This window comes from Micromonospora sp. DT231, assembly GCF_049847025.1.
GTDB lineage: Bacteria > Actinomycetota > Actinomycetes > Mycobacteriales > Micromonosporaceae > Micromonospora.
Window position 1 is genome coordinate 243972 of record NZ_JBNCNO010000009.1, and the last position, 24470, is coordinate 268441.

Consider the following 24470-nt stretch of genomic DNA (forward strand, 5'->3'; position numbering starts at 1 on the left):
GGACGGCGTCGGAGCCGCGGAAGACCTGCCAGGTCAGGGCATCGGGGCGATGCGGACGTGGTGGCATGCCAAGCAGCCTGCCGACCACCCACCGGCCACCGAAACCCCTGTGGACAACCCGGCCCGCGCGTCCCGCCGGACCTGTGGACAACCACGAACCCGCCTGCCGATTGTGCTATAGCCCCGGCCGGATCGACCGACACGGGCGCCTTTGGACCGTCCGCCGGTGGTGATCCACTCGCGTTTCTGAAAGTCGGGCGGTCGTTGGCCTTGGGACATCGCGACTTTCATGAACCCGAGTTGATCAAGCCAGCGAGGTGGTGGTCGCGGGGTCGGGATTAGCTGAGGGCTGTGGTGATGGCTGTGGCGGCGGCTTGCACCTGGGGGCCGATCGTGTCCACGTCCAGCGGGGCGAGCGCGACCACGCCGACGCTCGCCTCCAGGCCGGGTACGCCGAGCACCGGCGCGGCCACCCCGTACGCCCCGGCCTGTAACTCCCCGCTGCTGCTCACCGGCGCAGCCTCCCCGGATCGGCCGGCCAGGATGGCTCGGCCCGCGGCCCCTCGGTCCAGAGGGTGGCGGGCCCCGGCACGGTACGCGACGTGGAACGACGTCCAGGTCGGCTCGACCACGGCCAGGGCGACGCCCTCGCCACCCTCGACGACGGTCAGGTGTGCGGTCGCGCCGGCCTGCTCGGCGAGGCGGCGTAGCGCGGGCAGGGCACCGTCGGCGAGCAGCGGCTGGGCGCGTCGGGCCAGGTGCAGCAGTCCGGCGCCGAGGTGTAGCCGTCCGACGCCGTCGCGGCGCAGCATGCCGTGCCCGGTGAGCGGGCCGACGAGCCGGTAGACGGCGGCCCGACCGACGCCGAGCCGGTTGGCAGCCTCGGTGACGGTCAGGCCGCCCGAGGCGTCGGCAACCAGGTGCAGCAGCCGTAACCCTCGGTCGAGGGTCTGCGACATCTCCCCGGGGCGTCCCGCGACGGCGTCGACAAGCCCGGCCGGTCCGACCGCGCCGGCTTGTCCGACCGCGTTGGCCTGCCCCGGCACAGCGTCGGTGGGGGCACTGGAGTGGGCTGGGGTCTCACCGGAGCGTGCGGTCGCGTCCACGTCTGGCAGCGTACGACCCGGCACCGGCCGATCCGGACAGGCACGGACAGCTACCCTTGTACGGTGACGCTACGCCTGTATGACACTGCCACCCGATCGGTGCGGGACTTCGTCCCGCGGGAAGCCGGCAAGGTGGGGGTCTACCTGTGTGGTCTCACCCTTCAGTCTCCGCCGCACATCGGCCACCTTCGCTCCGGCGTCAACTATGACGTGCTGCGACGCTGGCTGCAGGCCGCCGGCTACGAGGTCACCTTCATCCGCAACCTGACCGACATCGACGACAAGCTCCTGGTCAAGGCGGGCGAGCAGGGTCGGCCGTTCTGGTCGATCGCGTACGCGAACGAGTTGCTCCTCGCCGAGTCGTACCGGGCGTTGAACGTGTTGCCGCCCACCTACGAGCCGCGGGCCACCGGGCACATCCCGGAGATGCACGAGCTGATCACCAAGTTGGTCGCCGACGGGCACGCGTACCCGGCCACCGACGGCTCCGGCGACGTCTACTTCGACGTGGCGTCGTGGCCTGCGTACGGGTCGCTGTCGGGTCAGTCTCCGGACGCGATGCAGTCGGCCGGGGACGCGCCGGACCGGGGCAAGCGGGACCCGCGCGACTTCGCGCTCTGGAAGGGTGCCAAACCGGACGAGCCGGCGGACGCCTACTGGCCGTCGCCCTGGGGGCTGGGCCGCCCTGGTTGGCACATCGAGTGCTCGGCGATGTGCTGGCGCTATCTCGGCCCCGAGTTCGACATCCACGGCGGCGGTCTGGACCTGACGTTCCCGCACCACGAGAACGAGATCGCCCAGTCCAAGGCCGCCGGTCTGCCGTTCGCCCGCTACTGGGTGCACCACGGGCTGTTGAGCATCGGCGGGGCCAAGATGGGCAAGTCCGCGGGCAACGCGCTCAACCTGGCGTACGTGGACTCGCTCGGGGTGCGGCCGGTCGAGCTGCGGTACTACTACGCCGCCGCGCACTACCGCTCGGTGATCGACTACTCGGAGGACTCGCTCCGCGAGGCCGCGACCGCGTACCGCCGGATCGAGGGTTTCGTGCAGCGGGCGGCCGAGCGGGTCGGCGTCGAGCAGCTCGGTGAGCTGCCCGGCGGCTTCGTCGCGGCGATGGACGACGACCTCAACACGTCCGCCGCGCTGGCAGTGCTGCAACAGCACATTCGGGACGGCAACACCGCGCTGAGCGTCGGCGACGATGTGACCGTCCGCACCACCCTGGCCGCGGTGCGGGCGATGCTGGATATCCTCGGGATCGACCCCCTCAGCCCGGACTGGAGCGGCGGTGGCCGCACGGGTGATCTACGGGCCGTGGTGGACTCCCTGATCGCGTTGGCCCTGGAGCAGCGCGCGCAGGCCCGGGGCCGCAAGGACTGGGCTGCCGCCGACGCGGTACGGGACCAGCTCAAGCTGGCCGGTGTGGTGGTCGAGGACACCCCCCAGGGCCCCCGTTGGACTATTGGAGAGCAGGACTGATGGCCGGCAACTCGCAGCGCCGTGGCCGGCGACTGACGTCGAAGGCAGGCGCCCCCAAGGGCACCGGCGGCAAGAACAAGGACTCGCTGGCCGGGCGGGGGCGCACCCTGCCCGCCGACGAGCGGCCGTGGCACAAGGGCTACTCGGGCACCGAGAAGCTGCCCCAGCGCACCGCCTGGAAGCAGGACAAGGAGCGCCGCGCGGCGGCCGACGAGGGGCGCGCCCCCAAGATCGGTCAGCCGGGCAGCAAGGACACCACCTGGGGCAGGGGCGGCGGTCGGGGCGTACCGGGGGGTCGGGGCGCTGCCACCGGCGGCCGTGGGGCTGCCGGCGGGCGGGGCGGCAAGCCCACCGCGCGGTCCGGTCCTCGGGTCGCGCCGGGGCGCAAGTCCAACCCGAGCAAGGACACGCCGGAGCTGCTGGTCGGGCGTAACCCGGTGCTGGAGGCGCTGCGCGCCCAGGTGCCGGCGACGGCGCTCTACGTCGCCCAGGGCATCGACATGGACGACCGGATCAACGAGATCATCCGGACCGCCGCCGACCGGGGCATCGCCAACCTGGAGATCAGCCGGGCCGAGCTGGACCGGATGACCGGCGGCGTGCTGCACCAGGGCGTCGGGTTGCAGGTGCCGCCATTCGCGTACCAGCCGTTCGAGGACATGGTCGCCGCCGCCCTGGAGCAGCAGGCCCCGTTGCTCGTCGCGCTGGACGGTGTCACCGATCCGCGCAACCTGGGTGCCGTGATCCGGTCGGCCGCCGCGTTCGGTGCGCAGGGTGTCTTCGTACCCGAGCGACGTGCTGCCGGGATCACCGCGACCGCCTGGCGGACCAGCGCCGGCGCGGCCGCGCGGGTGCCCGTGGCGCAGGTGACGAACCTGACCCGGTCGCTGAAGGCGTGTCGGGACGCCGGCTTCATGGTGGTCGGCCTGGACGCCGACGGCGACACCGACCTGTACGACCTGGAAGCCGCCGTCGGTCCGCTCGTGGTCGTGGTCGGTTCCGAGGGGCGCGGGCTGTCCCGCCTGGTCGGGGAGACCTGCGACCTGACCGTCAGCATCCCGATGATCTCCGAGGTGGAGTCGCTGAACGCCAGCGTGGCCGCCGCGGTCACCCTCGCCGAGGTCGCCCGCCGCCGCTCGGTCGAGCTGTAACGACGTCCGACGAGGCCCCCTTCCGCTGCTGCGGGAGGGGGCCTCGCCGTCAGATCTGGTGGGTCCAGGCGACGAAGAGCACCGCACCGGCAAGCGCCATCAGCAGGGTGGTCGGGATCAGCCAGAGCGGGCTCCGCTCCCCGTCGAGACGTCGGGTCAACAGCTGGTGCACGGCGGCGATGCCGACCAGCGCGGCCAGGCCGGCGGCGGCGATCGGCAGGCCGACGAGGAAGTGCGCCAGCCACGCGCCGGCCCGGCTCGGACCGCCCCAGGAGTGGTCGTACGGTCCGGGGTCCACCACGCCGTACAGCACGCCGCGCAGCACCAGCAGCACCTGGACGCCGAGCGGCAGCAGGGCCACCGCGCCGAGGAGCAGGCTGAGTAGCGCGTGGCCGAGCACCGCGACCGGGCCGGGCCGCCGGCCGGGCGCGGGCGTCGGAGGCGCGCCGAGCAGCCCGGTACGCAGGGCCCTCCACCGCGCGACGGCGGCACCTGCCCCGCCCCACGGGACGGTCACAAGCGCGAGCAGGGCGACCGGCACCAGCGTCGCGCAGTAGGCGAGGCTGCGGCTGGCCAGGCGAACCACCAGGTACGGCCGGGATCGGTTGAGCGGTTGAGCGGTGGCGGACACGGCGTCTCCTCGGGTTGGGCGTGCCGCGACGCTACGGGCGCGGCCCACCCCGCCGAGTCACCCCGCGGAGCCACATCCGCGCTGGCTCCGGGGGGTGAAGATCCACCACCGGTACGACGACAGGGGCGGCCCGCCGCAGCGGACCGCCCCTGTCGATTGAGCGTTACGTCAGATCCGGCTGCCGGTGGCGGCGTGGAAGACGTGGCTGCGACCGGTACGCGGCTTGACGAACACGGTGTCACCCATGTTCGGCATGCTGCGCCGGTCGGTGCGGACGACGAAGCGCTCCGAGCTGCCACCCAGCGCGGCGTGGCCGTAGACGTTGGCGTCCGAGCCGAGGTCCTCGACCAGCTCGACCACGACCGGCATGCCGCCCTCGGTCGGGCTGACCAGGTCGCAGTCCTCCGGGCGGAAGCCCACGGTCACCTTGCCGTTGCCACCCTCGCTGCGGGCCGCCGCGACCTGCTCCCGGGTCAGCGGGATGTTCAGCTCGGCGAACTCGGCGCCCTGCTCGTTGAGCGCGACGGTCTTGATGTTCATGGCCGGGGAACCCATGAAACCGGCGACGAACACGTTCGACGGGGTGTCGTAGAGCGCGCGGGGGGTGTCCACCTGCTGGAGGACACCGTCGAGCAGCACGGCGACACGGTGACCCATGGTCATGGCCTCGACCTGGTCGTGCGTGACGTAGACCGTGGTGACGCCCAGCTTGGCCTGCAGGGACGCGATCTGGGTACGGGTCTGCACACGCAGCTTGGCGTCGAGGTTCGACAGCGGCTCGTCCATGAGGAAGACCTGCGGCTCGCGGACGATCGCGCGGCCCATCGCGACACGCTGACGCTGACCACCGGAGAGCGCCTTCGGCTTGCGGCTGAGGTACTCCTCCAACTGGAGCAGGGCCGCCGCCTCCTTGACCCGCCGGTCGATCTCCGACTTGGAGGTCTTGCGCAGCTTGAGGGCGAACGCCATGTTCTCGTACACCGTCATGTGCGGGTAGAGCGCGTAGTTCTGGAAGACCATCGCGATGTCGCGGGCCTTCGGAGGAAGGTGGGTGACGTCACGCTGGTCGATGTAGATCGAGCCGGCGTCCACGTCCTCCAGGCCGGCGAGCATCCGCAGGCTTGTGGACTTGCCGCAGCCGGAGGGGCCGACAAGGACGAGGAACTCGCCGTCGCCGATCTCGAGGTTCAGCTCGTTGACGGCGGGACGCTCTTGGCCCGGGTAGACCCGGGAAGCCTTGGAATAGGTGACCGTAGCCATGGTGAAGCGCTTCCTTTCACCGGCAGGAACGTGCCGGACGATCCGAGTGAAGGAGCGACAGGCACGTATCCGTGCCGGTCAGCGGACTGCGGCTCGCGCGCGGGGGCGCCGGGCTGTCGTCCGTGTGAGTGAACCGTAAACGGGTTTGCCCCTGCTGCCAAGGCGGGGTGCCGCCCGACCCGGCCGACGGCCTACGCATTCCGGGCACTCGGGCACGCTCAGGCATCAATCGACGCACCGGTAAACCCGTACGCGTCGGGTTGTTGACGTTTCCAATGCTCGGGGGGCATCGCGAGCGGGATATCCGGACGTCACTCGCTATGCTGACGTCGACGCACGCGCCCCTGTAGCTCAGCTGGCCAGAGCACTCGCCTTGTAAGCGAGATGTCGCCGGTTCGATCCCGGCCGGGGGCTCCATATTCACAAAGCTCTTCCCGATCGGCTCCGCGGTGAGTCGACATGGCCCGGCGTAGCCTGGGCCGGGCAGAGAGCGGGGGCCGATGAGTCGCGCGGTGGAGGAGTCCAACCGAGCCATGCTGCGTGCCCGGGACGCGATGGACCGGGCGTACGCCCAGCCGCTGGACATCCCCGCGCTGGCCCGGATCGCGTACGTCTCCGAGGCGCACTTCATCCGCACCTTCCGGGCCACGTTCGGTGAGACCCCGCACCGTTACCTGCAACGCCGTCGGGTGGAGCGGGCGATGACGTTGCTGGTGGAAACCGATCGGGACGTCACAGACATCTGCTACGCCGTCGGCTTCAGCAGCCTCGGCACCTTCAGCCGGACGTTCCGCCAGATCGTCGGCAAGTCGCCCTCGGATTTCCGGCGGGACCGCGTCGCGCCGGCCAACGTGCCGTCGTGCTTCACCAAAGCCTGGACCCGACCCAGCAGTTTTGGATAAGCCCCAGGTCACGGTCTACCTCTACCGTTGTCGGCATGACGATGAACGCGATCAGCCGCTCCCAGATCTACGTCCTCGACCAGGACGAGGCCCTCGATTTCTACGTGAACAAGCTCGGCATGGAGGTCAACACCGACCAGGATCTCGGCTTCATGCGGTGGCTGACTGTCAACCTGCCCGGCGACCCGGAGCGGGAGATCCTGTTGGAGAAGCCGGGGGCGCCGGCGCTGGACCCGGCCACCGCCGAGCAGGTCCGCGAGCTGCTCACCAAGGGCGCCCTGGGTGGGTACCTCTTCATGACCACCGACGACGCCCACAAGACGCACGCGGAGCTCGTGGCGAAGGGCGTCGAGATCACCGACGAGCCGACCGAACGCCCGTACGGGATCGACTTCGGCATCCGGGACCCGTTCGGCAACCGGATCCGCATCGGCCAGATGTTCCCGCGGGGCTGAGGCCTGTTTCGTCAGAACTCGGTGTGGTGAGGTGGGCGGCATGGCGACCCGACTGCTGTACCTGACCCGACATGCCGAGCAGGACCTGGCCGCGCTGCGGGAGTCGGATGCCGGGGAACCGGACACCGGCCTCACCGAGCGCGGCCGGCGACAGGCCACCCTGCTCGGCGAGCGTCTGCGGGGCCGGCGGTTCGCGGCGGTCCAGCACGGGCCGCTGCGCCGGGCCGCGCAGACCGCCGAGCTGATCGCCGCGTCGCTGCCCGAGGTGCCGGTGTACGAGACGGAGTTGGCAGGTGACCACCTCCCACACGACACGGATCCGGTGGGACTGCCCCCGGCGTACGCGACGTTCCTCGGTCAGTTTTCGGCGGCCGAGCGGGTCGACGGGCCGCAGGTGACGGCGGCGGCGGTACGGCGGTTCGCCGGCCCGGTCAGCGACGGGCCCACCGGTGACGAGCCGGTTCGCGAGTTGGTCGTGACGCACAGCTTTCTGATCGCCTGGCTGGTGCGGCATGCGCTGGACGCGCCGGAGTGGCGTTGGATGGGCTTGAACCTGCACAACGCGGGCCTGACCGTGATCCGGTACAGCCCGACCGGGCCGCCGAATCTGATCGCCGTCAACGACGTGGCCCACCTTCCGCCGGAGTTGCGGGGGACCGGCCTGCCCCCGGACTACCTGGTCTGAGTGCCGGTGCTCCGCAGCAGCAGCTTGACCAGTGCCTGGGTGGCCGGCGGTGGGGCGGTGTCGGCCGGGCAGTCGACGTAGCCGGTCTCGACGCTGCCCACGGTGAGCCGGTAGGTGAACGCGTCCGAGCAGGTTGTCGAGCTGGTCGGCCGCCGTGCCTCGGCGGCCAGCCGGGGGTCGGCGGCGAGCCCGCTCAAGCCGCCCAGGTCGGCGGGGGTGAGCCGGCCGGTACGCCGACTGCCGGCCCGGTCCACCGCGGTCCACCGACCGTCCGGCTCGACCGTCACGGCGTCACCACGACCGGCGAAGCCGCCGGAGGTTCGCAGGATCACCCGAGTCGGCGCGCCACCGGTCCCGGGGACGACGGTGGCGACGATGGTCGGCGGGGTGCCGGTCGGCGGGGTGGCGACGACGGTCGAGCCGGGAGCGATGGTGACCGGGGGCGGGAGGGGGGTGGGGGCTCGGTCGACGCCTGTGCAACCGGTCAGGACGGCGGTCAGGAGCGCGATCGTGACGGCCGTCGTCGATGCGGGTCTCATCCCCGTCGGACGCACCACCCCAAGCACCGGTTCCCCCACCCCACCCCACCCCGGGCGGAAGCGGTGTGAGCCGTTTCTGGCAATCTTGGACAGTTTCCGTTACGAGCTAACTGTACGAGCTAACGGAAACTGTCCAAGATTGCTTCAGAATCGTGCCCGTCAGGGTCGTCGTAGCGGCGTGCGCCGCCGGTTCGGCCAGATCGGTGGCGTCGCGCAGGTGACGGGGAGGGGCGGACGTGTCGGACGCGGAGTTGACAGTCGAGGTGACCGGACCGGTCGCGACTGTGGTGATCCACAACCCGGCCCGGCGCAACGCGATGACCGCCACCATGTGGCGTCAGCTCCCCGAGCTGCTCGACCGGCTGGAACCCGACCCCGACGTCCGGGCGTTGGTGCTCACCGGCGCGGGCGACGCGTTCTGCGCCGGCGCGGACCTGGGTGACCTGGCCGAGCTGTTGGACGCCGGTGACACGAGCATCGCGGTGGCCGCCGAGGAACGGCTGGCCAGCTTCGCCAAGCCGACGATCGCTGCCATCCGGGGTGCCTGCGTCGGCGGCGGGGCTCAGCTCGCGGTCGCCTGCGATCTGCGGATCGCCGCGGACGACGCCCGTTTCGGCGTACCGCCGGCCCGGCTCGGGCTGGTCTATCCGGCGCCGACCACCCGCCGGCTGGCCCGGCTGGTCGGCCCGTCCGCCGCCAAGCACCTGCTGTTCACCGCCGAGCTGATCGACGCTGAGCGCGCCCTGCGGATCGGTCTGGTCGACGAGGTGCTGTCGGGCGACCGGCTCGCCGCGCGGCTGGACGAGCTGACCGCGATGATCGCCCAGCGGTCGCCGTTGAGCGTCGCCGCCGCGAAGGAGATCGTCGACGACCGGGCCGGGCCGGCGCGGATCGCCTGGTGGCACCGGAAGGTGTCGACCACCGGCGAGGCCCGGGAGGGGGTCGCGGCGATGGTCGAGCGGCGTACGCCCCGCTTCGCCTGGCGGCCCCGCTGAGGGGACGGTATCCGCACCTCGGTCCCACTCATCGCAACACCTCGATCCGGGGTGGCCCGTGGCCGGCCGGTACGGCAGGCTGTCCGTCGTGCAGCGTGATCAGTTGCTTGCGGGCCGCTATCGGCTCCTGGAGCGCCTTGGCAGTGGCGGCATGTCGGCGGTGCACCGGGCGTACGACGAGGTGCTCGAACGGGACGTCGCGGTGAAGGTGCTGCTCGCCACGGACCACGGTGCACGGCAGCGGATCCGGGGTGAGGCCAAGGCCGCGGCCCGTTTGTCGCACCCGCACGTCACGAGCGTCTACGACTTCGGTGAGTCGCTTGTCGACGGCGCCCCGGTCCCGTTCGTGGTGATGGAGCTGCTCGGGGGTCACACCCTCGAACAGCGGTTGGCGCTCGGGTCGTTGCCGCCCCGGGCGGGTCTGCGGGTCTGCGCCGAGGTGGCCTCCGCGCTCGCCGCCGCGCACGCGCAGGATCTGGTGCACCGCGACATCAAGCCGAGCAATGTGATGCTCACGCCCACCGGCGCCAAGGTGCTCGACTTCGGCATCGCGGCGGCCGTCGGCGAGTCGGAGATCGACTTCGAGGGGCGGCTGCTCGGCACGCCGGCCTACCTGGCCCCGGAGCGGCTTGCGGCCGGCGAGGTGCTGCCGGCCTGCGACGTGTACGCCCTGGGCCTGCTGCTGCACCGGGTGCTCACCGGCCGGCTGCCGTGCCCGGCCGAGACGCAGACCGGGATGCTCCGCGCGCACACGCACGTCGAGCCGGACCCGCTGCCGGAGATCGACGGCGTACCGCCCGAGGTCCACCGGCTCTACCGCTGGTGTCTGGCCCGCGACCCCGCCGACCGGCCACCGGCCGCCGAGGCGGCCCACATCCTGCTCGCCGCCATGAGTGGAGCGACGTCCGAGGAGACGGGCGTCAGCCCGGCACCGGGGGCAGGCTCAGGGAAAACGGGCGTCACCGCGGCACCGGAGGCCGGCTCGGCCGAGCCGACCGACGCCGCGACCGCCGACTCGGCCGCTCCGACGAGACGCCTGTCGTGGCGTCGGCGTCGGCGTCGGGCCATCCTGGTGGTCGGCGGCGCGGTGCTCACCGCGATCACGATGGCCGGGTCGCTCGGCGACGTCGGCAATCGTCGACCGGGGCAGGGCGCTCCGTCGACCGGCCGGGGCCCGGGCACCACCGCCGTGGGGATGCCACGCGCCGCGGAGCCGGCCGACGAGATCACGACCGGGCCGTCCGCCGTCCCGCCGGCTCAGGAGACCGCGCCTGCTGCCCGGACCGGCCCCCCGACCGGCCCGGACCCGACGGCGACCCCGGCCCCGTCCGCCACCGCGCCCGGCCCCACGCCGACCACGCCCGGCCCGGCCGCGTCGACGCCCACCCGTTCCGCGAACGTGCCCGTGCAGGCGCAAGGAGGGACGATCACCGTCCGCTGCGTGGGAAAGTCCGTCGAGGTGCTCGCGGTGGCGCTCGCGCCTGGGTTCCGGGCCGAGGCGTACGACCCGGGCCCCGCAAAGCAGATCCAGGTCGAGTTGGTGTCCACCGAGCACCGCAGCGAGATCCGGGTGCAGTGCCCCAACGGCAGCCCGAACTCGAAGGTCAAGGAACGCGCAGCCTGACCGGGGGCCGGCGGGTGCCGCGCCCCGGGACGTACCCGGGACGCGGCCCCCCGTTCCCGCCGGCCGGTCCGTCACCGCCCGGCGAGTGCCCCCCAGCCCGGGTTCACCGGCTCCCGGCGCAGCGGCATGCCCGCCTCCGCCGGCGTCCGGTCACCCTTGCGCTGGTTGCAGCCGTAGCAGGCGGCGGTGGTGTTCCGCCAGGTGTTCCGACCGCCGCGCGAGCGGGGCAGGATGTGGTCGATGGTGGAGGCCGACCCGCCGCAGTACGCGCAGCAGCGGTCGTCGCGGCGCAGCACCCCGGCGCGGGACCAGGCCGGCCCGGCGCTGAACCTCCACCTGGTGACCACGTAGCGGACCAGCCGCACCACCCTGGGCATCGGGAAGACCCCGATCACCTGGTCCGGCTCGGCCTCGTGGATCTCGGCGACCCGGCGGCAGAGCATCCGTACGGCATGTTGAACGGTGACCCGGTGCAGCGGGCCGAGGTCGGCGTTGATGACGAGGACGGCGTCCACCGGGGCTCCTTTCACGATGGTGACGGACAGCGAAAAGCCGCCCGGTCCGGCTGGTGGACGGGGCGGCTGGGCGCGTACGGGTACGCGTCAGTCGGGCCGGCCCGCCCGGGGACCTTCCGCTCGGCAACCGTCGCCGGGCAGCGTCGACGGCACGGTGCTGACGTGCGACATCGTCATGCTCTGCTCCCGCGGCGGTGGTTGACCTTGCCCGATCACGGTAGGTCGGGGCGGGATAGACGGGCAACGTATTTCGATCGGCTGCCCGGCTCCTCCGGGCGGCGCGGACGGCGGGTCCGGGGCGCGACGACCGCCGTGCGTCGGGCGGCGGTCAGCGGCCGGTCCAGCCGCAGGGCCATGCGCGCGGTGAGTTCGGCGTCCAGCAGGGGCCGGTTGACCTCGCCGGCGACCGCCAGCGCCGGCCCGGAGACCGACCGCCAGATCGCGGCCAGCCCGGCGCCGAGACCCACCAGGGCGACGGTGGCCCGGGTGGTCGGTGAGCCGGCGGCCGCGGCGGCGCTCACGCCGACCACCGCGAAGAGCACCAGCAGCAGGGGTACGAGCACGGGCCAGAAGATGCCGCGCGCCGCCTGTGCCACCAGCCGGCGATCCCGGATGATCAGGTTCCGGGCGATCACCGCGTAGTCCTCCTCGTCGAGCAGGTCGCGGGGGTGCAGCCCGCCGGTGAGCACGTCCCGCCAGAGGTCACCCTGGGCGCGCAGGGCCCGGCTCAGCTCGGCGGGCGCGGGTTCGGCCGGGTCCCCGTGGCCGGCCCGGTCGACAGCCGTCGCCCAGGTGGCGAGCGACCGGCGCACCACCGCGGCCGAGTACGGCGGCAGCACGCTCGCCAACTCGTCCAGCCAGCGGCTGATCTGGATCTGCCGACCGCCGAACTGCCGCAGCAACTGGGTGGCGTCGCCGGCTCGGACGGTGTCGGCCACCGATCGGCCCAGTCGGTAGGCCAGCCCGACCCGGTGGTTGGCGGCCATCGCCCAGCGCAGCACCTCGACGTTGAGGTCGTCGAGGGCGAGCAGCAGCGGCACCGGGTCGGCCGGGTCGGGCCGGCCCACGTCGGGTAGCAGGGCCCGGGCCGCGGCCGTGTCGGGCACCGGCCCGGTGTGTCGGGTGAGTTCGGCGATCTGGGCCAGCGCGACGTCCACCCCGTCGAGGTACATGCGCATCCGCCGGTGGGCGGACATCTCGGTGAGGTTGGAGAGCTTGGCCGGCGGTACGGGTGGGCGGGCCTCGACGGGGACGCCGAACTCGGCGTGCTGCCCGTGGTGGTAGGCGTCCGCCATCCACCAGCCCAGGCGCAGTGCGGTGACGATGCAGGCGCGTTCGTCGCGGATCAGTGGGTACGCGTCGTCGCGGCCGCTCTCGTCGACAGGCGAGTCGTTCTCCGCGCCGGCGCGGTGCAGTGGTGACATCCCCCGCTGCCCTCCCGCCCGGTCGATCGACGGTTGATCAACCAAGCGTACGGCAGCGTACCGATGCTTATGTTGTGTTTTGTCGGTTTGGGGTGCGGCGACCGGCAAGCAGCCCTCGGGGCCGGATCGAGCGCACCGGCTCCGCCGCGCCGCCCTCCGCGCGCAGGATGTGGTTCGCGGCGACGATGCCCGTGGCGGCGGAGCGTTCCATCAACGCGCTCGGGAAGTCCGTGGCGATGCCGTCACCGGCCAGGTAGAGGCCGGACGCGTCGGTGCGTACCCCCGGTCGCCAGGCGTGGCTGCCCGGCGTGAACGCCGGCGCCTGCGCCTCCACCCGGGCCCGCAGCTCGCGAACCCGCAGGTCGGCAGCCTCCGGCCAGAGCGCGACAAGCTCGCGGCGCATCCGCTCGGCCAACTCCTCGGCCGGCACCCCCGGCTCGCAGGCATACGCGTGCAGCTCGATGACCGACCCGCCGGTCTGTCGCGCCCACCGCCGCGGCTCGTCCTCCAACCGGTGGTAGAGCGTCACCGAATCCAGCGTGGGCTGCCGGGACACACCGCTGAACACCGCCCGCTCGGCTGCCACGTCCCCGGCACACCAGTACCGTGCCACCGCGTATGGCGGGCCGGGCCGGCCGAAGGCGGGCATCCGGGCGGCCATCTCCGGTGCCCGCTCGACCAGATCCGGGGAGGCGGCGACGAGCGCGGCGAGCGCCGGCGGGTCGACGGCGAGCACCACGTGGGCCGCCGGGTGGCCGTCGCCCTCGGTGGTCGTCACCCGCCAGCCGTCGCCGTCCTGGTGCACCCCCGTCGCGGCGCAGCCGGTCAGCACCCGGCCGCCGTGCTTCTCCACGTGCCGGGTCAGTGGCTCCCAGATCGCCGTGGCGTAGTCCTCGTCCGGGCAGTCGAACGCCAACCCCTCCGGGTTGCCGAGCAGATAGAAGTGGAACTGGGCGACCATCTCGGCGGCCGACATCTCGGCCTCGTGGTTGAAGAACGAGTGCGAGAAGACCTCGAACAGCATTGCCCGAGCCCGGTCCGGCAGCCGCAGCGACGCCAACAGCTCGTCGGCAGTGGTGTCGTCCAACTCGGCGTAGGTGCGCACCGGGTCGTAGGTGAGCAGCGGCAGCGCGGCGTCCCGGTCCATCAGGCGCAGGTCGCCCAGGCGCAGACTGGGGCTGCGCAGCAGCAGCGCGAGCAGGTTCGCCGGCGGCGCGGGCGGCAGCCTGCCGAACTCCTCGGTCGGCCACTGGGCACTGAGGATCGGGTAACCCGGAACGGGCTTGAGGAAGCCCAGGTCAGGATCGATCCGGCGGAGGATCGACCGCCAGTTGTAGTACTGCCGGAAGAACGCGTGGAAACCGTGCTCGTTGCGCTGACTGCCCTCGGCGAGCGTCTCCGGCCAGGCGCCCAGTCGACCGCCGAGCGTCGGTGCCGCCTCCAGCACCGTGACCGCCACGCCCCGCTCGGCCAGCACCACCGCCGCCGACATGCCGGCGATGCCGCCACCCACCACCACCGCCGCGGTCGGTCGCGGCACGCGGTCCGCGCCACCGCCGCCCGGGTCCACCAGATGTTGGCGTACGCCGATGAGCCGGCCCACCACTTGCGACAGCGCCATGGGCCCAGTCTGCCCCACCTCGGCTCAGTCGGCCGGCAGGCAACGGCGCGCGCGGTCGGAGGCCGGCCACACGTACTCCAGGTCCGGCGGAACGTCGTCGCCGAAGAGGGGCCGGTAGTGCGCCGGGTCCTTGCGGACCAGCGACGATCGGTGGCTCAGGTGCAGCTCGTCGCGGCCCAGCCACGGGGGCAGCTCACCAGCCTCGGCCAGCTCGTCCTGGGTCCGTACGACGCCGGCCCCGCAGGCGGCCGCGAGGTCCACGGTCATCGTGGTGGCGCAGGTGTCCGCCCGCCCCGGCTCGGTCCACACCGCGCACATGTCCAGCCCGTAGCGGGTGAGCGCCTCCTCGTACCCGGCCCACATCTTCACCGCCGGGTGGTTGCGCCAGCCGTACCCGGGTCGGGTGAGCCCGCGCAGCACCTGGATGGCCTCCACCCGTTGCTTGCCCAGCCGCTTCTGGTCCAGCGTCCGGGCGCTGGCCAGGAAGTCCGGGTACGGGAGGAACGTCTGCATGCCGCTGCACTACCCGTCGCCGGAGCGGGCATGCCTGGTCGGGGATGATCCGGACGGGGTCGCCCACCGTGGCCGTGCTGATTACGATCCGGGCATGGCGGAGCCGTGGCGGGACCGGGCGCGACGGGCGGTCGAGTGGAACTGGCGGCTGCGCTCCGCCGGTGATCCGCGCCCGCACTACGTGATCTGCGGGAAGGACGCGCTCGCCTACTACGTGGCTCGGGCGCTGCTCGAATCCGAGCTGCCGACGGGTGGGGCCCGGGTGACAGTCGTGGTGCCGGAGCGCTACCGCAGCAACGGCCCGGACGTGGCGGGGCTGCGCGGGGTCCGGGTGATCCGCTCGGATCGGCTCGACGTGTCCACCTTCGAGGCCGCCGGCCTGTCCGGGGCGACCGGGCTGGCCCTGCTGCACCAGGACGACGTCGGCAACCTGCACGCGGCGCTCTGCGCGCAGGCCGTCGACCAGCAGGTCCGCCAGGTGCTGCGGATGTTCAACGGCACCCTCGCCGACGGCGTACGCAAACTGATCAAGGCGCCGGTCGAGGTGCTCTCCGACGCCGAGATGGCCGCGCCGGCCTTCGTGGCCGCCGCGCTCGGCGAGGTCGACCCCAGTTCCTTCCAACATCGGGACAAGACGCTCCGGGTGGCGCGGCGGGCCGACGTCCGCCCGCAGGACGTGGTCTGCGCCCTGGCCCACCTCACCGAGGCGCAGGGGGTGGAGTTGCTGCCGGCCGAGCAGGCCGGCGCGGACCTGGTGCTCGCCGAGGCGACCGGGCAACCGCCGGGCACCGAGGTCGCCGCCCGTCGGCTGGTCCGGGACCGCCGGCGGCGTCGTCCGGTCACGGTGCTGCTGGGAGCCGTACGCGGCTTCGCGACCCGCAAGATCGGCGTCGCGGTGATGCTCGTGCTCGCGGTGATCGCGGTGCTGGGGGCGCTGATCTCCCGCACCGAGGACGCCTCCCCGCTGGAAGCGCTGTACCTGACCCTGGTCACCACGCTCAGCGGCGCCGACCCGGACACCACAAAGCCGGCCGGCGCGCAGATCATGCAGGTGGTGCTCAACCTGGCCGGCTTGGCGCTGATCCCGCTGATCACCGCCGTCGTGGTGGACGGCATCGTCAACGCCCGGCTGGCCCTGCACACCGGCCGGGTGCAGCCCGCGCGGGCCGGGCACGTCGTGCTGATCGGCCTGGGCAACGTCGGCACCCGGGTCATGGCCCAGCTCCGGGAGTACGACGTCGAGGTGGTGGCGATCGACAAGGATCCGGCGCCGCGCGGCGGCGCCCTGGCCCGTCAACTGGAGGTGCCGGTGATCGTCGGCGACGCCGCGCTCTCCGAGACGCTTGTCGCCGCGTCGGTGGCCGACTGCCAGGCGCTGGTGGTGGCGTCCACCGACGACGTGGCCAACCTGGAGGCGGCACTCGCCGCCCGTGACCTCGCCCCCGACCTGCGGGTGGTGCTGCGGCTCTTCGACGGCGACTTCGCCGAACGGGTGGAGGAGACCTTCGCCCTCGGGGTGTCCAGGTCGGTCTCCTACCTGGCCGCCCCGGCCTTCATCGGGGCGCTGACCGAACGCGCGGTGATCACCACGATCCCCGTCGACAGGCATGCGCTGCCGGTCGCCGAGGTGCCGGTTGCCGCAGGCTCCGAGCTGGACGGCCGACCGCTGGAGGTGGTCAACCGGGACGGGCAGGTCCGGTTGATCGCCCGTACCCCGGCCGGCGGGGGCAAGACGATCTGGTGGAAGGACCTCGACCCTCGCCAGGTGATCTTCGCGGGCGACCGGCTGACAGTCGTCGCCCGCCGACGCGGTCTGGACTGGCTGACCAGGCAGTGCGCCCCGCCCGCCCATCCGGGCCCGGCGCCTCGGCCGGCGGGGGCGGTGCACGGCACGGTGCCCACCCCAACGGCGACGCCGCCCTCGCTGCCAAGCCAGACGGACCCAGGTGTCGGCGCGGAGCATCCCGTTCCCCCCGGCCGCGATGCTCCGTCGACATCCACCGGCCGCCCCACCGACGGATCCGAACTGGCCCGCAGGCAGGACGGGACCGCCGAGGTGGGCTGAGGCGTTCACTTTGATCTGCACGCTTGAGACAAACGACGCCACGCGGTACCGCATGGTACAGTTTTGTGCATGGATAGGATTACGCTGCGGGAATTCCGTGATGGCGCGGGGCGGGTGCTAGACGGTGTCGAGCGCACCGGTGAGCCGGTCATCATCACGAAGTACGAGCGGCCCGTCGCCGTGCTCATCGGCATCGACGAGTGGGAGGAGATCGAGGCGTTCCGCGATCGCCGGGACTCAGCGGTGATCGCCCGATCTCGTGCCGAAGCCGAGTTCGTACCACTGTCGGCGGCGCTGGAATCGCTCGGGGTCGATCCACGTGAGGTGGAGGCGCTTCTGGCCGATCGGGCCAACGGCGAGGCGGCGTGAAGGTTCAGATCGACCGAGACGTGCTGGTCTGGCTGCACAAACAGCCACGCAACGTGTTCCTGACCGTATTGGGCGCAATCCTCGGTTTGGTCTCCGATCCCGCGCCACAAAACTCGACCGAGATGCGCGACGGATCTGGGCGCCGTTTGCGGGTCGGTGACTACCGGGTCCTATATCGCCTCGACAGTGACGAGCTGACCGTCCACGACGTCGGTCATCGTAAGGACGTCTACTCATGACCCGTCTGGCTGTGCGCCCTATCTGCGCGCGACGGAGCTGACGAGCGGCCGGCCACTCTCATCGGCGGGCCTGAGTGACAATCAGTGCCATGCGTTTCCGCGTCCTGGGGCCGACCCAGGTGCTGCTGGCCGACGGGCGTGAGATCGCCCCGGGTGGTCCACGGCTGCGCGCGCTGCTGGCGCTCCTGGTGCTCGACGCGGGCCGGGTGGTGTCCGCCGAGCGGCTGATCGACGGCCTGTACGGCGAGCACCCGCCCCGGGGCGCCGCCAACGCGCTTCAGTCCCTGGTGTCGCGCCTGCGTCAGGCGCTGCCCGCCGAGCACACCCCGGTGGAGTTCCACCCGGCCGGCTACCGCCTCGCCGTGGATCCCGCGGACGTCGACGCGTACCGGTTCGAGCGGCTCGCCGAGGTCGGGCGGCGCGCTCTCGCCGGCGGTGACTGGCCCCGCGCGGCGGCCGTGCTACGCGAGGCGCTGGAGCTGTGGCGTGGTCCCGCACTGGCCGACGTCATCGACGTGGCCGGCGTACCCGCGCAGGCGGCCCGGCTGGACGAGCTGCGGCTGGCCGCCACCGAAGATCGGATCGAGGCGGAGCTGGCGCTGGGCGGGCACGCGGAGCTGGTCCCGGAGCTGCGGCAACTGGTCGTGGCGCATCCGCTGCGGGAGCGGTCGCGAGGCCAGCTCATGCGTGCCCTGTCCGCGCAGGGCCGGCCGGCCGAGGCGCTTGCCGAGTTCGAGGACGCTCGGCGCGGCCTGGCCGAGCAACTCGGGGTCGACCCGTCGGCGGCGCTGGCCGCGATCCACCTGGCCGTACTGCGCGGCGCCGAGAGTCCCGCCGGGCCGCGCGGCGGGGACAGCTTCGCCGGGCCGCGCGGCGGGGACAGCTTCGCCGTACGCCCGACGGTCGAGCCGGGGCTGCCGAGCCAGCTCACCACCTTCGTCGGGCGGGAGGAGGAACTGACGCGCGTTCGCGCGTTGCTCGGAGAGCGAAGACTTGTCACCCTCACCGGCCCCGGGGGAGCGGGTAAGACCCGGTTGGCGATCGAGGCGGCGGGTCGTTCGGACGGCGAGGTCTGTTTCGTCGAGCTGGCCGGGCTGGCCGACGGGTCGGACGTGCCGCAGGCGGTGTTGAGCGCGCTCGGTCTGCGGGACGCGGGCCTGCGGGCCCCGGCCGAGCCGGGCCGACAGTCCACCGACCGTCTGGTCGAGGCGCTCGCCGAACGGCGGCTGCTGCTCGTGCTCGACAACTGCGAGCACGTGGTCGCCGACGCGGCCCGGCTCGCCGCACGGCTGCTGGGCGCGTGCCCGGCGCTGCGGGTGCTGGCCACGAGTCGCGAGCCGCTCGGGCTGGCCGGCGAGGCGTTGTGCCAGTTGTCCGGGCTCACCCTGCCGCCACCCGACGCGTCGACCGAGCAGGCCGACGACTACGCGGCGGTCAGCCTGTTCGTCCAACGGGCCGCCGACGTCGCACCCGACTTCACCGTCACGCCGGCCAACGTCGACGTGGTGCTGCGGATCTGCCGTACCCTCGACGGCCTGCCGCTGGCCATCGAGCTGGCCGCCGCGCGGCTGCGGGCGTTGCCCGTCGCCGAGGTGGCCGCCCGGCTCGACGACAGGTTCCGGTTGCTGTCCATGGGCAGCCGGGCCGCGTCGCCCCGACACCGCACGCTCCGGGCCGTGGTCGAGTGGAGCTGGGATCTGCTCGACGAGGCCGAACGGATACTGGCCCGCCGGCTGACCGTCTTCGCGGGCGGCGCGACGCTGGAGGCCGCCGGGCGGGTCTCCGGTCTCCCCAGCGCCGAGTTCGTCGACGCGCTCAGCGGTCTGGCCGACAAGTCCTTCGTGGAGTTGAGCGGTGGCCGGTACCGGATGCTCGAAACGGTGCGCGCCTTCTGCGCCGAACGTCTCGCCGAAGCCGGTGAGGCCGACGAGCTGCGCCGCGCGCACACCGCGTACTTCCTGGAGCTCGCCTGGACCGCCAGCGACCACCTGCGGCGCGCGGAACAGTTGCACTGGTTGCGGCGGCTCGACGCCGAACGGGACAACCTGCACGCCGCGCTGCGGCGTGCCACCGCGGCCGGCGACGCGTCCGAGGCGGCCGGGTTGGTCGCGGCCCTGTCGTTCTACTGGTGGTTACGCGGCATGCGTGGCGAAGGGGCCCGGCTAGCCGCCGACGTCCTCGACGTGCTCGGTGCCGAGGCGCCGCCCGGGTTGGGCGAGGAGTTCGCCCTCTGCGTCTACAACGCCGCGCTCGCCGGTGCCGGCCACCTCCCGTCGCTCGGTACGCAGGGGTCCGTGATCCGCAGCCTCGACCGGCCCCCTCGACAACCGTTCCTCCTGTATCTGTCGGGGATCTCAACCGGACCCCCGCCCGGCGGAGCCGATGACGTCGAAGAGCTGATGCGGGAGCTGCGGCGGCTGGTCGGCCCGGACGTCTGGATCAACGCGCTCGGCGCGATGGGGCACGGCACGGCGCAGATGTGGGGTGGTCAGTCGGACCGTGCCGGGGCAGCGCTGGCCACCGCGCTCGACGGCTTCCGGAGCACCGGAGACCGGTGGGGTTCCATGATCACACTTGGCGCGCTCGGCGAACTGGCCGCCTGGCACGGTGATCCGGAGGCGGCGGGCGACCACATGAAGCAGGCAATGGGCTTGGCCGAGGAACTCGGCTCAGCCGTCGACCAGGCCGACATGCTGCGTACGCGGGGTGAGATAAGGCTGCGTGCCGGTGACCTGGCGGCAGCCCGGGACGACTTCGCCGGCGCGCTGCTCCTGGCGCAGGGCAGTGGCGCGCCCGAGTTCGTGTCCGCCGCCCGGCTCGGCCTCGCCCAGGTGGCACGGCTGCGTGGTGATCTCGCCGAGACGAGGCAGCTCTGCGAAGCGGCGTTGGCCGGCGGGCTCACCGGCTGGTACGTCGGCGAGGCGACGCGCTCGGAGATCATCCTCCTTCTTCAGCAGATCACCGAGGAGGAGAAGGCCGGTGCCGCGAGCCGGCCCGGTGCGCCGCCGTCAGCGGACGGTGCGTGACCCGTCAGCGTCCGACCGCACCCTCGCGGCATGACGACATTCGACGTGACAGCCGAAGGGCTGGGCAAACGGTACGGCCCCACCCGAGCGCTCGACGCCTTCGACCTGACGGTGCCGACCGGCACGGTGTACGGACTGCTGGGACCGAACGGGGCCGGGAAGACGACTGCCGTACGGATCCTCACCACGCTGCTGCGCTTCGACACGGGCCGGGCCACTGTGGCCGGGTTCGACGTACGGCGTCAGCCGGACGAGGTGCGGGCCCGGATCGCGTTGACCGGGCAGTACGCCGCGGTCGACGAAACCCTCAGTGGGCGGCAGAACCTGGAGTTGTTCGGCCGGCTGTTCCGGCTGGGTCGACGGGCCGCCCGCCAACGCGCCGACGAACTGCTGCAACGGTTCGGGCTCGACGAGGCGGCCGGCCGGTCGGCGGGTGAGTATTCGGGTGGGATGCGCCGTCGGCTGGACCTGGCGGCCAGCCTGATCCGTACACCCCGGGTGCTCTTCCTCGACGAGCCGACCACCGGTCTGGACCCGCGTAGCCGCAACCAGGTGTGGGACCTGGTCCGCGACCTGGTCGCGGACGGGACCACGGTCCTGCTCACCACGCAGTACCTGGAGGAGGCCGACCAGCTCGCCGGCCGGATCTCGGTGATCGACACCGGTCGGGTGGTGGCCGAGGGCTCGCCGGACGAGTTGAAGGCGATGACCGGCGGCGACCGGATCGAGGTGGTGGTGCGGGAGGCGGCCGACCTGACCCGGGCTGCCCGCATCGTCGCGTCGATCTGTGCCGCGGAGCCGGAGCGCGATCCGGAGGTGCGGCGGCTCAGCGTGCCGGTGGCCGACCGGGTCGCCGGGCTTGTCGACGTGGTGCGGGCGTTGGACGACGCCGGGGTCGCGGTGGAGGACGTCGGCCTGCGGCGCGCGACGTTGGACGAGGCGTTTCTGTATCTGACCGGGCACCGGCCGGACGAGGCCCGCGAGCCCGTCGGCGTTGGAGGAAAGGCGGACGGGGCATGACGGCGGCGGTGGTCGACGGCTGGACGATGACCAGGCGGAACATGATCCACGTGATCCGCGCACCGGAGGAGCTGATCCTCTACTTCTCGTTGCCGATCATGTTCGTGCTTGTCTTCGGGTACGTGTTCGGCAGCGGCATGCAGGTGTCGGGTGGCGGCAACTATCGCGAGTTCCTGCTGCCCGGGGTCTTCGTGATGACGATGCTGTACGGCCTCGGCGCCACCGCGACCGGCGTGGCGCTGGACCTCAGCCGGGGTGTGGTCGACCGGTTCCGGTCGATGCCGATGGCCCGGTCCGCTCTGATGACCGGCCGGAGCGCCGCCGACCTGCTGCGCGCGCTGCTGGAGATGTCCACCCTGCTGGTCTGCGGCCTGCTCGTCGGGTGGCAGTGGCGGCAGGGTGTCGGCAAGGCGTTGCTCGCCGTCGGGCTGCTCCTGCTGCTGCGGATCGCGATCACCTGGGTCGGGATCTACCTGGCGCTGCTGGTGCGCAACCCGGACACGGTCGGCGTGATCGTCTTCCCGGCGGCGTTCCCGTTCACCGCGATCTCCAACGTCTTCGTGTCGCCCGAGCTGATGCCGTCGGTCATCGGGACGATCTCGGAGTGGAATCCGCTCTCGGCCACCGTCGCCGCGATCCGTCACCTGTTCGGCAACCCCGGTCTGGGTGGCGACTCCTGGCCGGCGGAGCACGCCATGCTGTTGGCGGTGGTGTGGCCGGTGCTGCTGATCGCGACGTTCGCGCCGCTCGCGGTGCGCCGATACCGGCGGCTGAGTCGCTGAACCCGGGTCGCCGGTGGCCTGCTCAGGTCACCGGCGGGCGGGGCGTAGCGCGTACCACGCGGCGCCGACGGCGAGCACACCGAAGCCGGCGAGGACACTGCCCGTCGGCAGGTTGACCGCGAGTAGCAGACAGCCGAGCAGCCCCAGGCCGGCGAGCACCCGCACCGGCAGTTTCCGCTCCCGCTCCCGACCCAACGTCAGCGCCGCCGCGTTGGTGATCGCGTAGTAGACAAGCACTGTGCAACTGGAGAAGCCGATGGCGTCGCGCACGTCGCCGAGCAGCACCACCACGACCACCACGGCGGCCACGGCCAGTTCGGCGCGGTGCGGCACCTGGCGTACCTGGTGCACGGCGGCAAGCGCACCGGGCAGGTCCCGGCGGCGAGCCATCGCCAGGGTGGTCCGGCCGACCCCGGCGACCAGGGACAGCAGGACCCCGACGACCGCGATGGTGGCTCCGGCGCGGACCAGCCAGGCCAGGCCGGGCAGCCCGGCGGCGGTCACCACGTCGACAAGGGGCGCGGCGGACCCGGCCAGCCGGTCGGCGCCGAGCACGCCGAGTGCGACCACGGCCAGCACCAGGTAGATCGCGAGCACCACCCCGAGCGCCAGCGGCACCGCCCGGGGAATGGTCCGCCGCGGATCGCGGACCTCCTCGCCGAGCGTGGCGATCCGGGCGTACCCGGCGAACGCGAAGAACAGCAGCCCGGCGGCGGTGAGCACGCCCCGGGCGGAGCCGCCGGGCTCGCCGAGCCGATCCAGGCGCACCGGCCCGCCCACCAGGCCGACGACCGCGACCAGGGCCAGCACCGCGAGCACCAGCACGACAAGTGCCCTGGTCACGGTGGCCGTCTTGCCGATGCCGCGCAGGTTCACCGCGGTCACCGCGAGCACCGCGCCGACGGCGACCAGCCGGGCCTGCCCCGGCCACAGGTACGCCCCGATGGTCAACGCCATCGCCGCGCAGCTCGCCGTCTTGCCGACCACAAAGCCCCAGCCGGCCAGGAACCCGGCGAACGGCCCGAGGCGCTCCCGACCGTAGACGTAGGTGCCGCCGGACTCCGGGTACCGGGCCGCCAGCCGCGCCGAACTCGTCGCGTTGCAGAAGGCGATGAAGCCCGCCAGCACCAGCGCGGGCAGTAGGCCGGCGCCGCCGGCCGCCGCCGCGGCCGGGCCGAACACCACGAAGACGCCCGCGCCGAGCATCGAGCCCAAACCGATGACCACCGCATCGGGTACGCCGAGCCGCCGCGCCAGTTGATCCATGGGACCCAAACCTAGGGGTACGAGGTGAACGGCCGGTCCCATGCGCGTAACCGCCCGGGGAGCGGCACGTCGTCCCACGGCACCCGATGCAGCAACCGGTCCAGGAAGAGCCCGATCAGCAGGGCGGCCACGCCGTCGGTGAGCCAGTGGAAGTTCAGGTAGGTCGTGGTGACCAGCAGGATGGCCGGCGGGGCGAACCGGATCAGCCGGTGCACCCTCGGGTGCAGTCGCCCAGCCGTCAGCGCGGTCAGCAGCACGGCTATCACCCCGTACCAGAGGATGGCGTTGACGACGTGCCCCGACGGGTAGGACAGGTCGTACTCGGTGGGCGGCAGGTCATTGAAGATCCGGACCGACTGGGTCGGCGGCAGATCCGAGCTGGGCGCGGCCCGGTCGGTCAGGACCTTGAGCGGCCCGACCGTCAGGTAGAGGAGCACGAACGCCCCCGCCACTAGCAGCAGCGGCCGCACGGTGCGCCTGCGCCAGGCCACCGCCACGGCGAGCGCCCCAGCGAGGGGCGTCAACAGCCAGCCCCCCTGGCCGATGAGGTTGAACGCCCGTGCCGTCCAGTAGATCGGTGCCGGGTGGTGGGCGTACGCCCATTCCCGGACCGCCAGGTCCAGCCCGAGCAACGCACCTGTGGCGAGCGCCATGGTCACCGCACCGAACCCGGCCAGGAGGAGGGCGTCGAACCACCAGCCGGCCGGGCGGACGGGCCGTAGCCGCAGGTCACGTCGTACCGCCGTGGGTTTGAGCACGCGACCACGCTACCGGCCCGGCGCGAGGCCGGGGTGGTCGGCGCT

23 protein-coding genes and 1 tRNA gene are annotated in these 24470 nt (G+C 72.6%); 14 read left to right on the top strand and 10 right to left on the bottom strand.

The annotated features are described in order from the left end of the window. Positions 1-338: 338 nt before the first annotated feature. A complete protein-coding gene (locus ACPXBU_RS23335; protein WP_425759655.1) occupies positions 339-1106 on the bottom strand; it encodes an IclR family transcriptional regulator in 768 nt (255 codons plus the stop codon). A gap of 63 nt (positions 1107-1169) precedes the next feature. Between ACPXBU_RS23335 and cysS the strand changes: the two genes are divergently transcribed. Together cysS and rlmB are read left to right on the top strand one after the other, a co-directional pair. Next, positions 1170-2585: a cysteine--tRNA ligase gene (gene cysS, locus ACPXBU_RS23340; RefSeq protein WP_393369592.1), complete on the top strand. Its 1416-nt coding sequence runs from the start codon at positions 1170-1172 to the stop codon at positions 2583-2585. After that, the gene (rlmB, locus tag ACPXBU_RS23345) at positions 2585-3736 is read left to right on the top strand and encodes a 23S rRNA (guanosine(2251)-2'-O)-methyltransferase RlmB (protein WP_425759656.1); all 1152 of its coding nucleotides are present in this window, start codon (positions 2585-2587) and stop codon (positions 3734-3736) included. Before cysS ends, rlmB begins: the two co-directional genes overlap by 1 nt. A 49-nt stretch (positions 3737-3785) precedes the next feature. On the opposite strand, the gene ACPXBU_RS23350 is transcribed toward rlmB, so the two are convergent. Further along, positions 3786-4367: a hypothetical protein gene (locus ACPXBU_RS23350; protein WP_425759657.1), complete on the bottom strand. Its 582-nt coding sequence runs from the start codon at positions 4365-4367 to the stop codon at positions 3786-3788. A 168-nt stretch (positions 4368-4535) separates the two neighbouring features. Beyond that, positions 4536-5627 (bottom strand): ABC transporter ATP-binding protein, encoded by a 1092-nt coding sequence (locus ACPXBU_RS23355; RefSeq protein WP_393369601.1) that lies wholly within the window; start codon positions 5625-5627, stop codon positions 4536-4538. 340 nt (positions 5628-5967) lie between these two features. Between ACPXBU_RS23355 and ACPXBU_RS23360 the strand changes: the two genes are divergently transcribed. From ACPXBU_RS23360 to ACPXBU_RS23375, 4 genes are all read left to right on the top strand, one after another. Then, positions 5968-6044, top strand: a tRNA-Thr gene (locus ACPXBU_RS23360). Positions 6045-6127: 83 nt separating this feature from the next. Continuing rightward, complete coding sequence (locus tag ACPXBU_RS23365; RefSeq protein WP_393369604.1) at positions 6128-6529, top strand: helix-turn-helix domain-containing protein; 402 nt, start codon at positions 6128-6130, stop codon at positions 6527-6529. Between the two features lie 35 nt (positions 6530-6564). Beyond that, a complete protein-coding gene (locus ACPXBU_RS23370; RefSeq protein WP_425759658.1) occupies positions 6565-6984 on the top strand; it encodes a VOC family protein in 420 nt (139 codons plus the stop codon). Positions 6985-7024: 40 nt separating this feature from the next. After that, positions 7025-7669 carry a histidine phosphatase family protein gene (locus ACPXBU_RS23375; RefSeq protein WP_425759659.1) on the top strand — a complete coding sequence of 215 codons (645 nt, stop codon included), beginning with the start codon at positions 7025-7027 and terminating at the stop codon, positions 7667-7669. Here ACPXBU_RS23375 and ACPXBU_RS23380 read toward each other — a convergent pair. Next, a complete protein-coding gene (locus ACPXBU_RS23380) occupies positions 7657-8208 on the bottom strand; it encodes a hypothetical protein (protein ID WP_425759660.1) in 552 nt (183 codons plus the stop codon). The two genes, ACPXBU_RS23375 and ACPXBU_RS23380, sit on opposite strands and share 13 nt — an antisense overlap. A 236-nt stretch (positions 8209-8444) precedes the next feature. On the opposite strand from ACPXBU_RS23380, the gene ACPXBU_RS23385 reads away from it, so the two are divergent. Then, on the top strand, positions 8445-9203 hold the full coding sequence (locus ACPXBU_RS23385; protein WP_425759661.1) for an enoyl-CoA hydratase/isomerase family protein: 759 nt from the start codon (positions 8445-8447) through the stop codon (positions 9201-9203). 88 nt (positions 9204-9291) lie between these two features. Beyond that, positions 9292-10827: a protein kinase domain-containing protein gene (locus tag ACPXBU_RS23390; RefSeq protein ID WP_425759662.1), complete on the top strand. Its 1536-nt coding sequence runs from the start codon at positions 9292-9294 to the stop codon at positions 10825-10827. A gap of 71 nt (positions 10828-10898) precedes the next feature. Here ACPXBU_RS23390 and ACPXBU_RS23395 read toward each other — a convergent pair whose 3' ends face one another. The 4 genes from ACPXBU_RS23395 to ACPXBU_RS23410 all read right to left on the bottom strand — a co-directional run bounded on the left by ACPXBU_RS23395 (position 10899) and on the right by ACPXBU_RS23410 (position 14900). After that, complete coding sequence (locus tag ACPXBU_RS23395) at positions 10899-11342, bottom strand: HNH endonuclease (protein ID WP_393369617.1); 444 nt, start codon at positions 11340-11342, stop codon at positions 10899-10901. Between the two features lie 212 nt (positions 11343-11554). After that, positions 11555-12766, bottom strand: a complete 1212-nt coding sequence (locus tag ACPXBU_RS23400) for a hypothetical protein (RefSeq protein ID WP_393369620.1) — start codon at positions 12764-12766, stop codon at positions 11555-11557. A gap of 67 nt (positions 12767-12833) precedes the next feature. After that, positions 12834-14387 carry an FAD-dependent oxidoreductase gene (locus tag ACPXBU_RS23405; protein ID WP_425759663.1) on the bottom strand — a complete coding sequence of 518 codons (1554 nt, stop codon included), beginning with the start codon at positions 14385-14387 and terminating at the stop codon, positions 12834-12836. 24 nt (positions 14388-14411) lie between these two features. Beyond that, positions 14412-14900 carry an MSMEG_6728 family protein gene (locus ACPXBU_RS23410; protein WP_393369624.1) on the bottom strand — a complete coding sequence of 163 codons (489 nt, stop codon included), beginning with the start codon at positions 14898-14900 and terminating at the stop codon, positions 14412-14414. A gap of 94 nt (positions 14901-14994) precedes the next feature. Between ACPXBU_RS23410 and ACPXBU_RS23415 the strand changes: the two genes are divergently transcribed. The 6 genes from ACPXBU_RS23415 (at position 14995) to ACPXBU_RS23440 (ending at position 22401) form a co-directional block, all read left to right on the top strand. Then, positions 14995-16965 carry a potassium channel family protein gene (locus ACPXBU_RS23415; RefSeq protein WP_425759664.1) on the top strand — a complete coding sequence of 657 codons (1971 nt, stop codon included), beginning with the start codon at positions 14995-14997 and terminating at the stop codon, positions 16963-16965. Between the two features lie 69 nt (positions 16966-17034). Further along, positions 17035-17334 (top strand): type II toxin-antitoxin system Phd/YefM family antitoxin, encoded by a 300-nt coding sequence (locus tag ACPXBU_RS23420; protein WP_425759665.1) that lies wholly within the window; start codon positions 17035-17037, stop codon positions 17332-17334. Beyond that, entirely contained in the window at positions 17331-17573 is a 243-nt protein-coding gene (locus ACPXBU_RS23425; protein WP_357570811.1) for a type II toxin-antitoxin system RelE family toxin, read from the top strand. Before ACPXBU_RS23420 ends, ACPXBU_RS23425 begins: the two co-directional genes overlap by 4 nt. Before the next feature lie 89 nt (positions 17574-17662). Beyond that, a complete protein-coding gene (locus ACPXBU_RS23430) occupies positions 17663-20599 on the top strand; it encodes a BTAD domain-containing putative transcriptional regulator (RefSeq protein WP_425759666.1) in 2937 nt (978 codons plus the stop codon). Between the two features lie 30 nt (positions 20600-20629). Beyond that, entirely contained in the window at positions 20630-21619 is a 990-nt protein-coding gene (locus ACPXBU_RS23435) for an ATP-binding cassette domain-containing protein (protein WP_425759667.1), read from the top strand. Next, the gene (locus ACPXBU_RS23440) at positions 21616-22401 is read left to right on the top strand and encodes an ABC transporter permease (RefSeq protein WP_393369634.1); all 786 of its coding nucleotides are present in this window, start codon (positions 21616-21618) and stop codon (positions 22399-22401) included. Before ACPXBU_RS23435 ends, ACPXBU_RS23440 begins: the two co-directional genes overlap by 4 nt. A 27-nt stretch (positions 22402-22428) precedes the next feature. On the opposite strand, the gene ACPXBU_RS23445 is transcribed toward ACPXBU_RS23440, so the two are convergent. Further along, positions 22429-23667, bottom strand: a complete 1239-nt coding sequence (locus ACPXBU_RS23445; RefSeq protein ID WP_425759668.1) for an APC family permease — start codon at positions 23665-23667, stop codon at positions 22429-22431. A gap of 11 nt (positions 23668-23678) precedes the next feature. Beyond that, complete coding sequence (locus ACPXBU_RS23450; protein ID WP_393369640.1) at positions 23679-24425, bottom strand: phosphatase PAP2 family protein; 747 nt, start codon at positions 24423-24425, stop codon at positions 23679-23681. Positions 24426-24470: the final 45 nt, after the last annotated feature.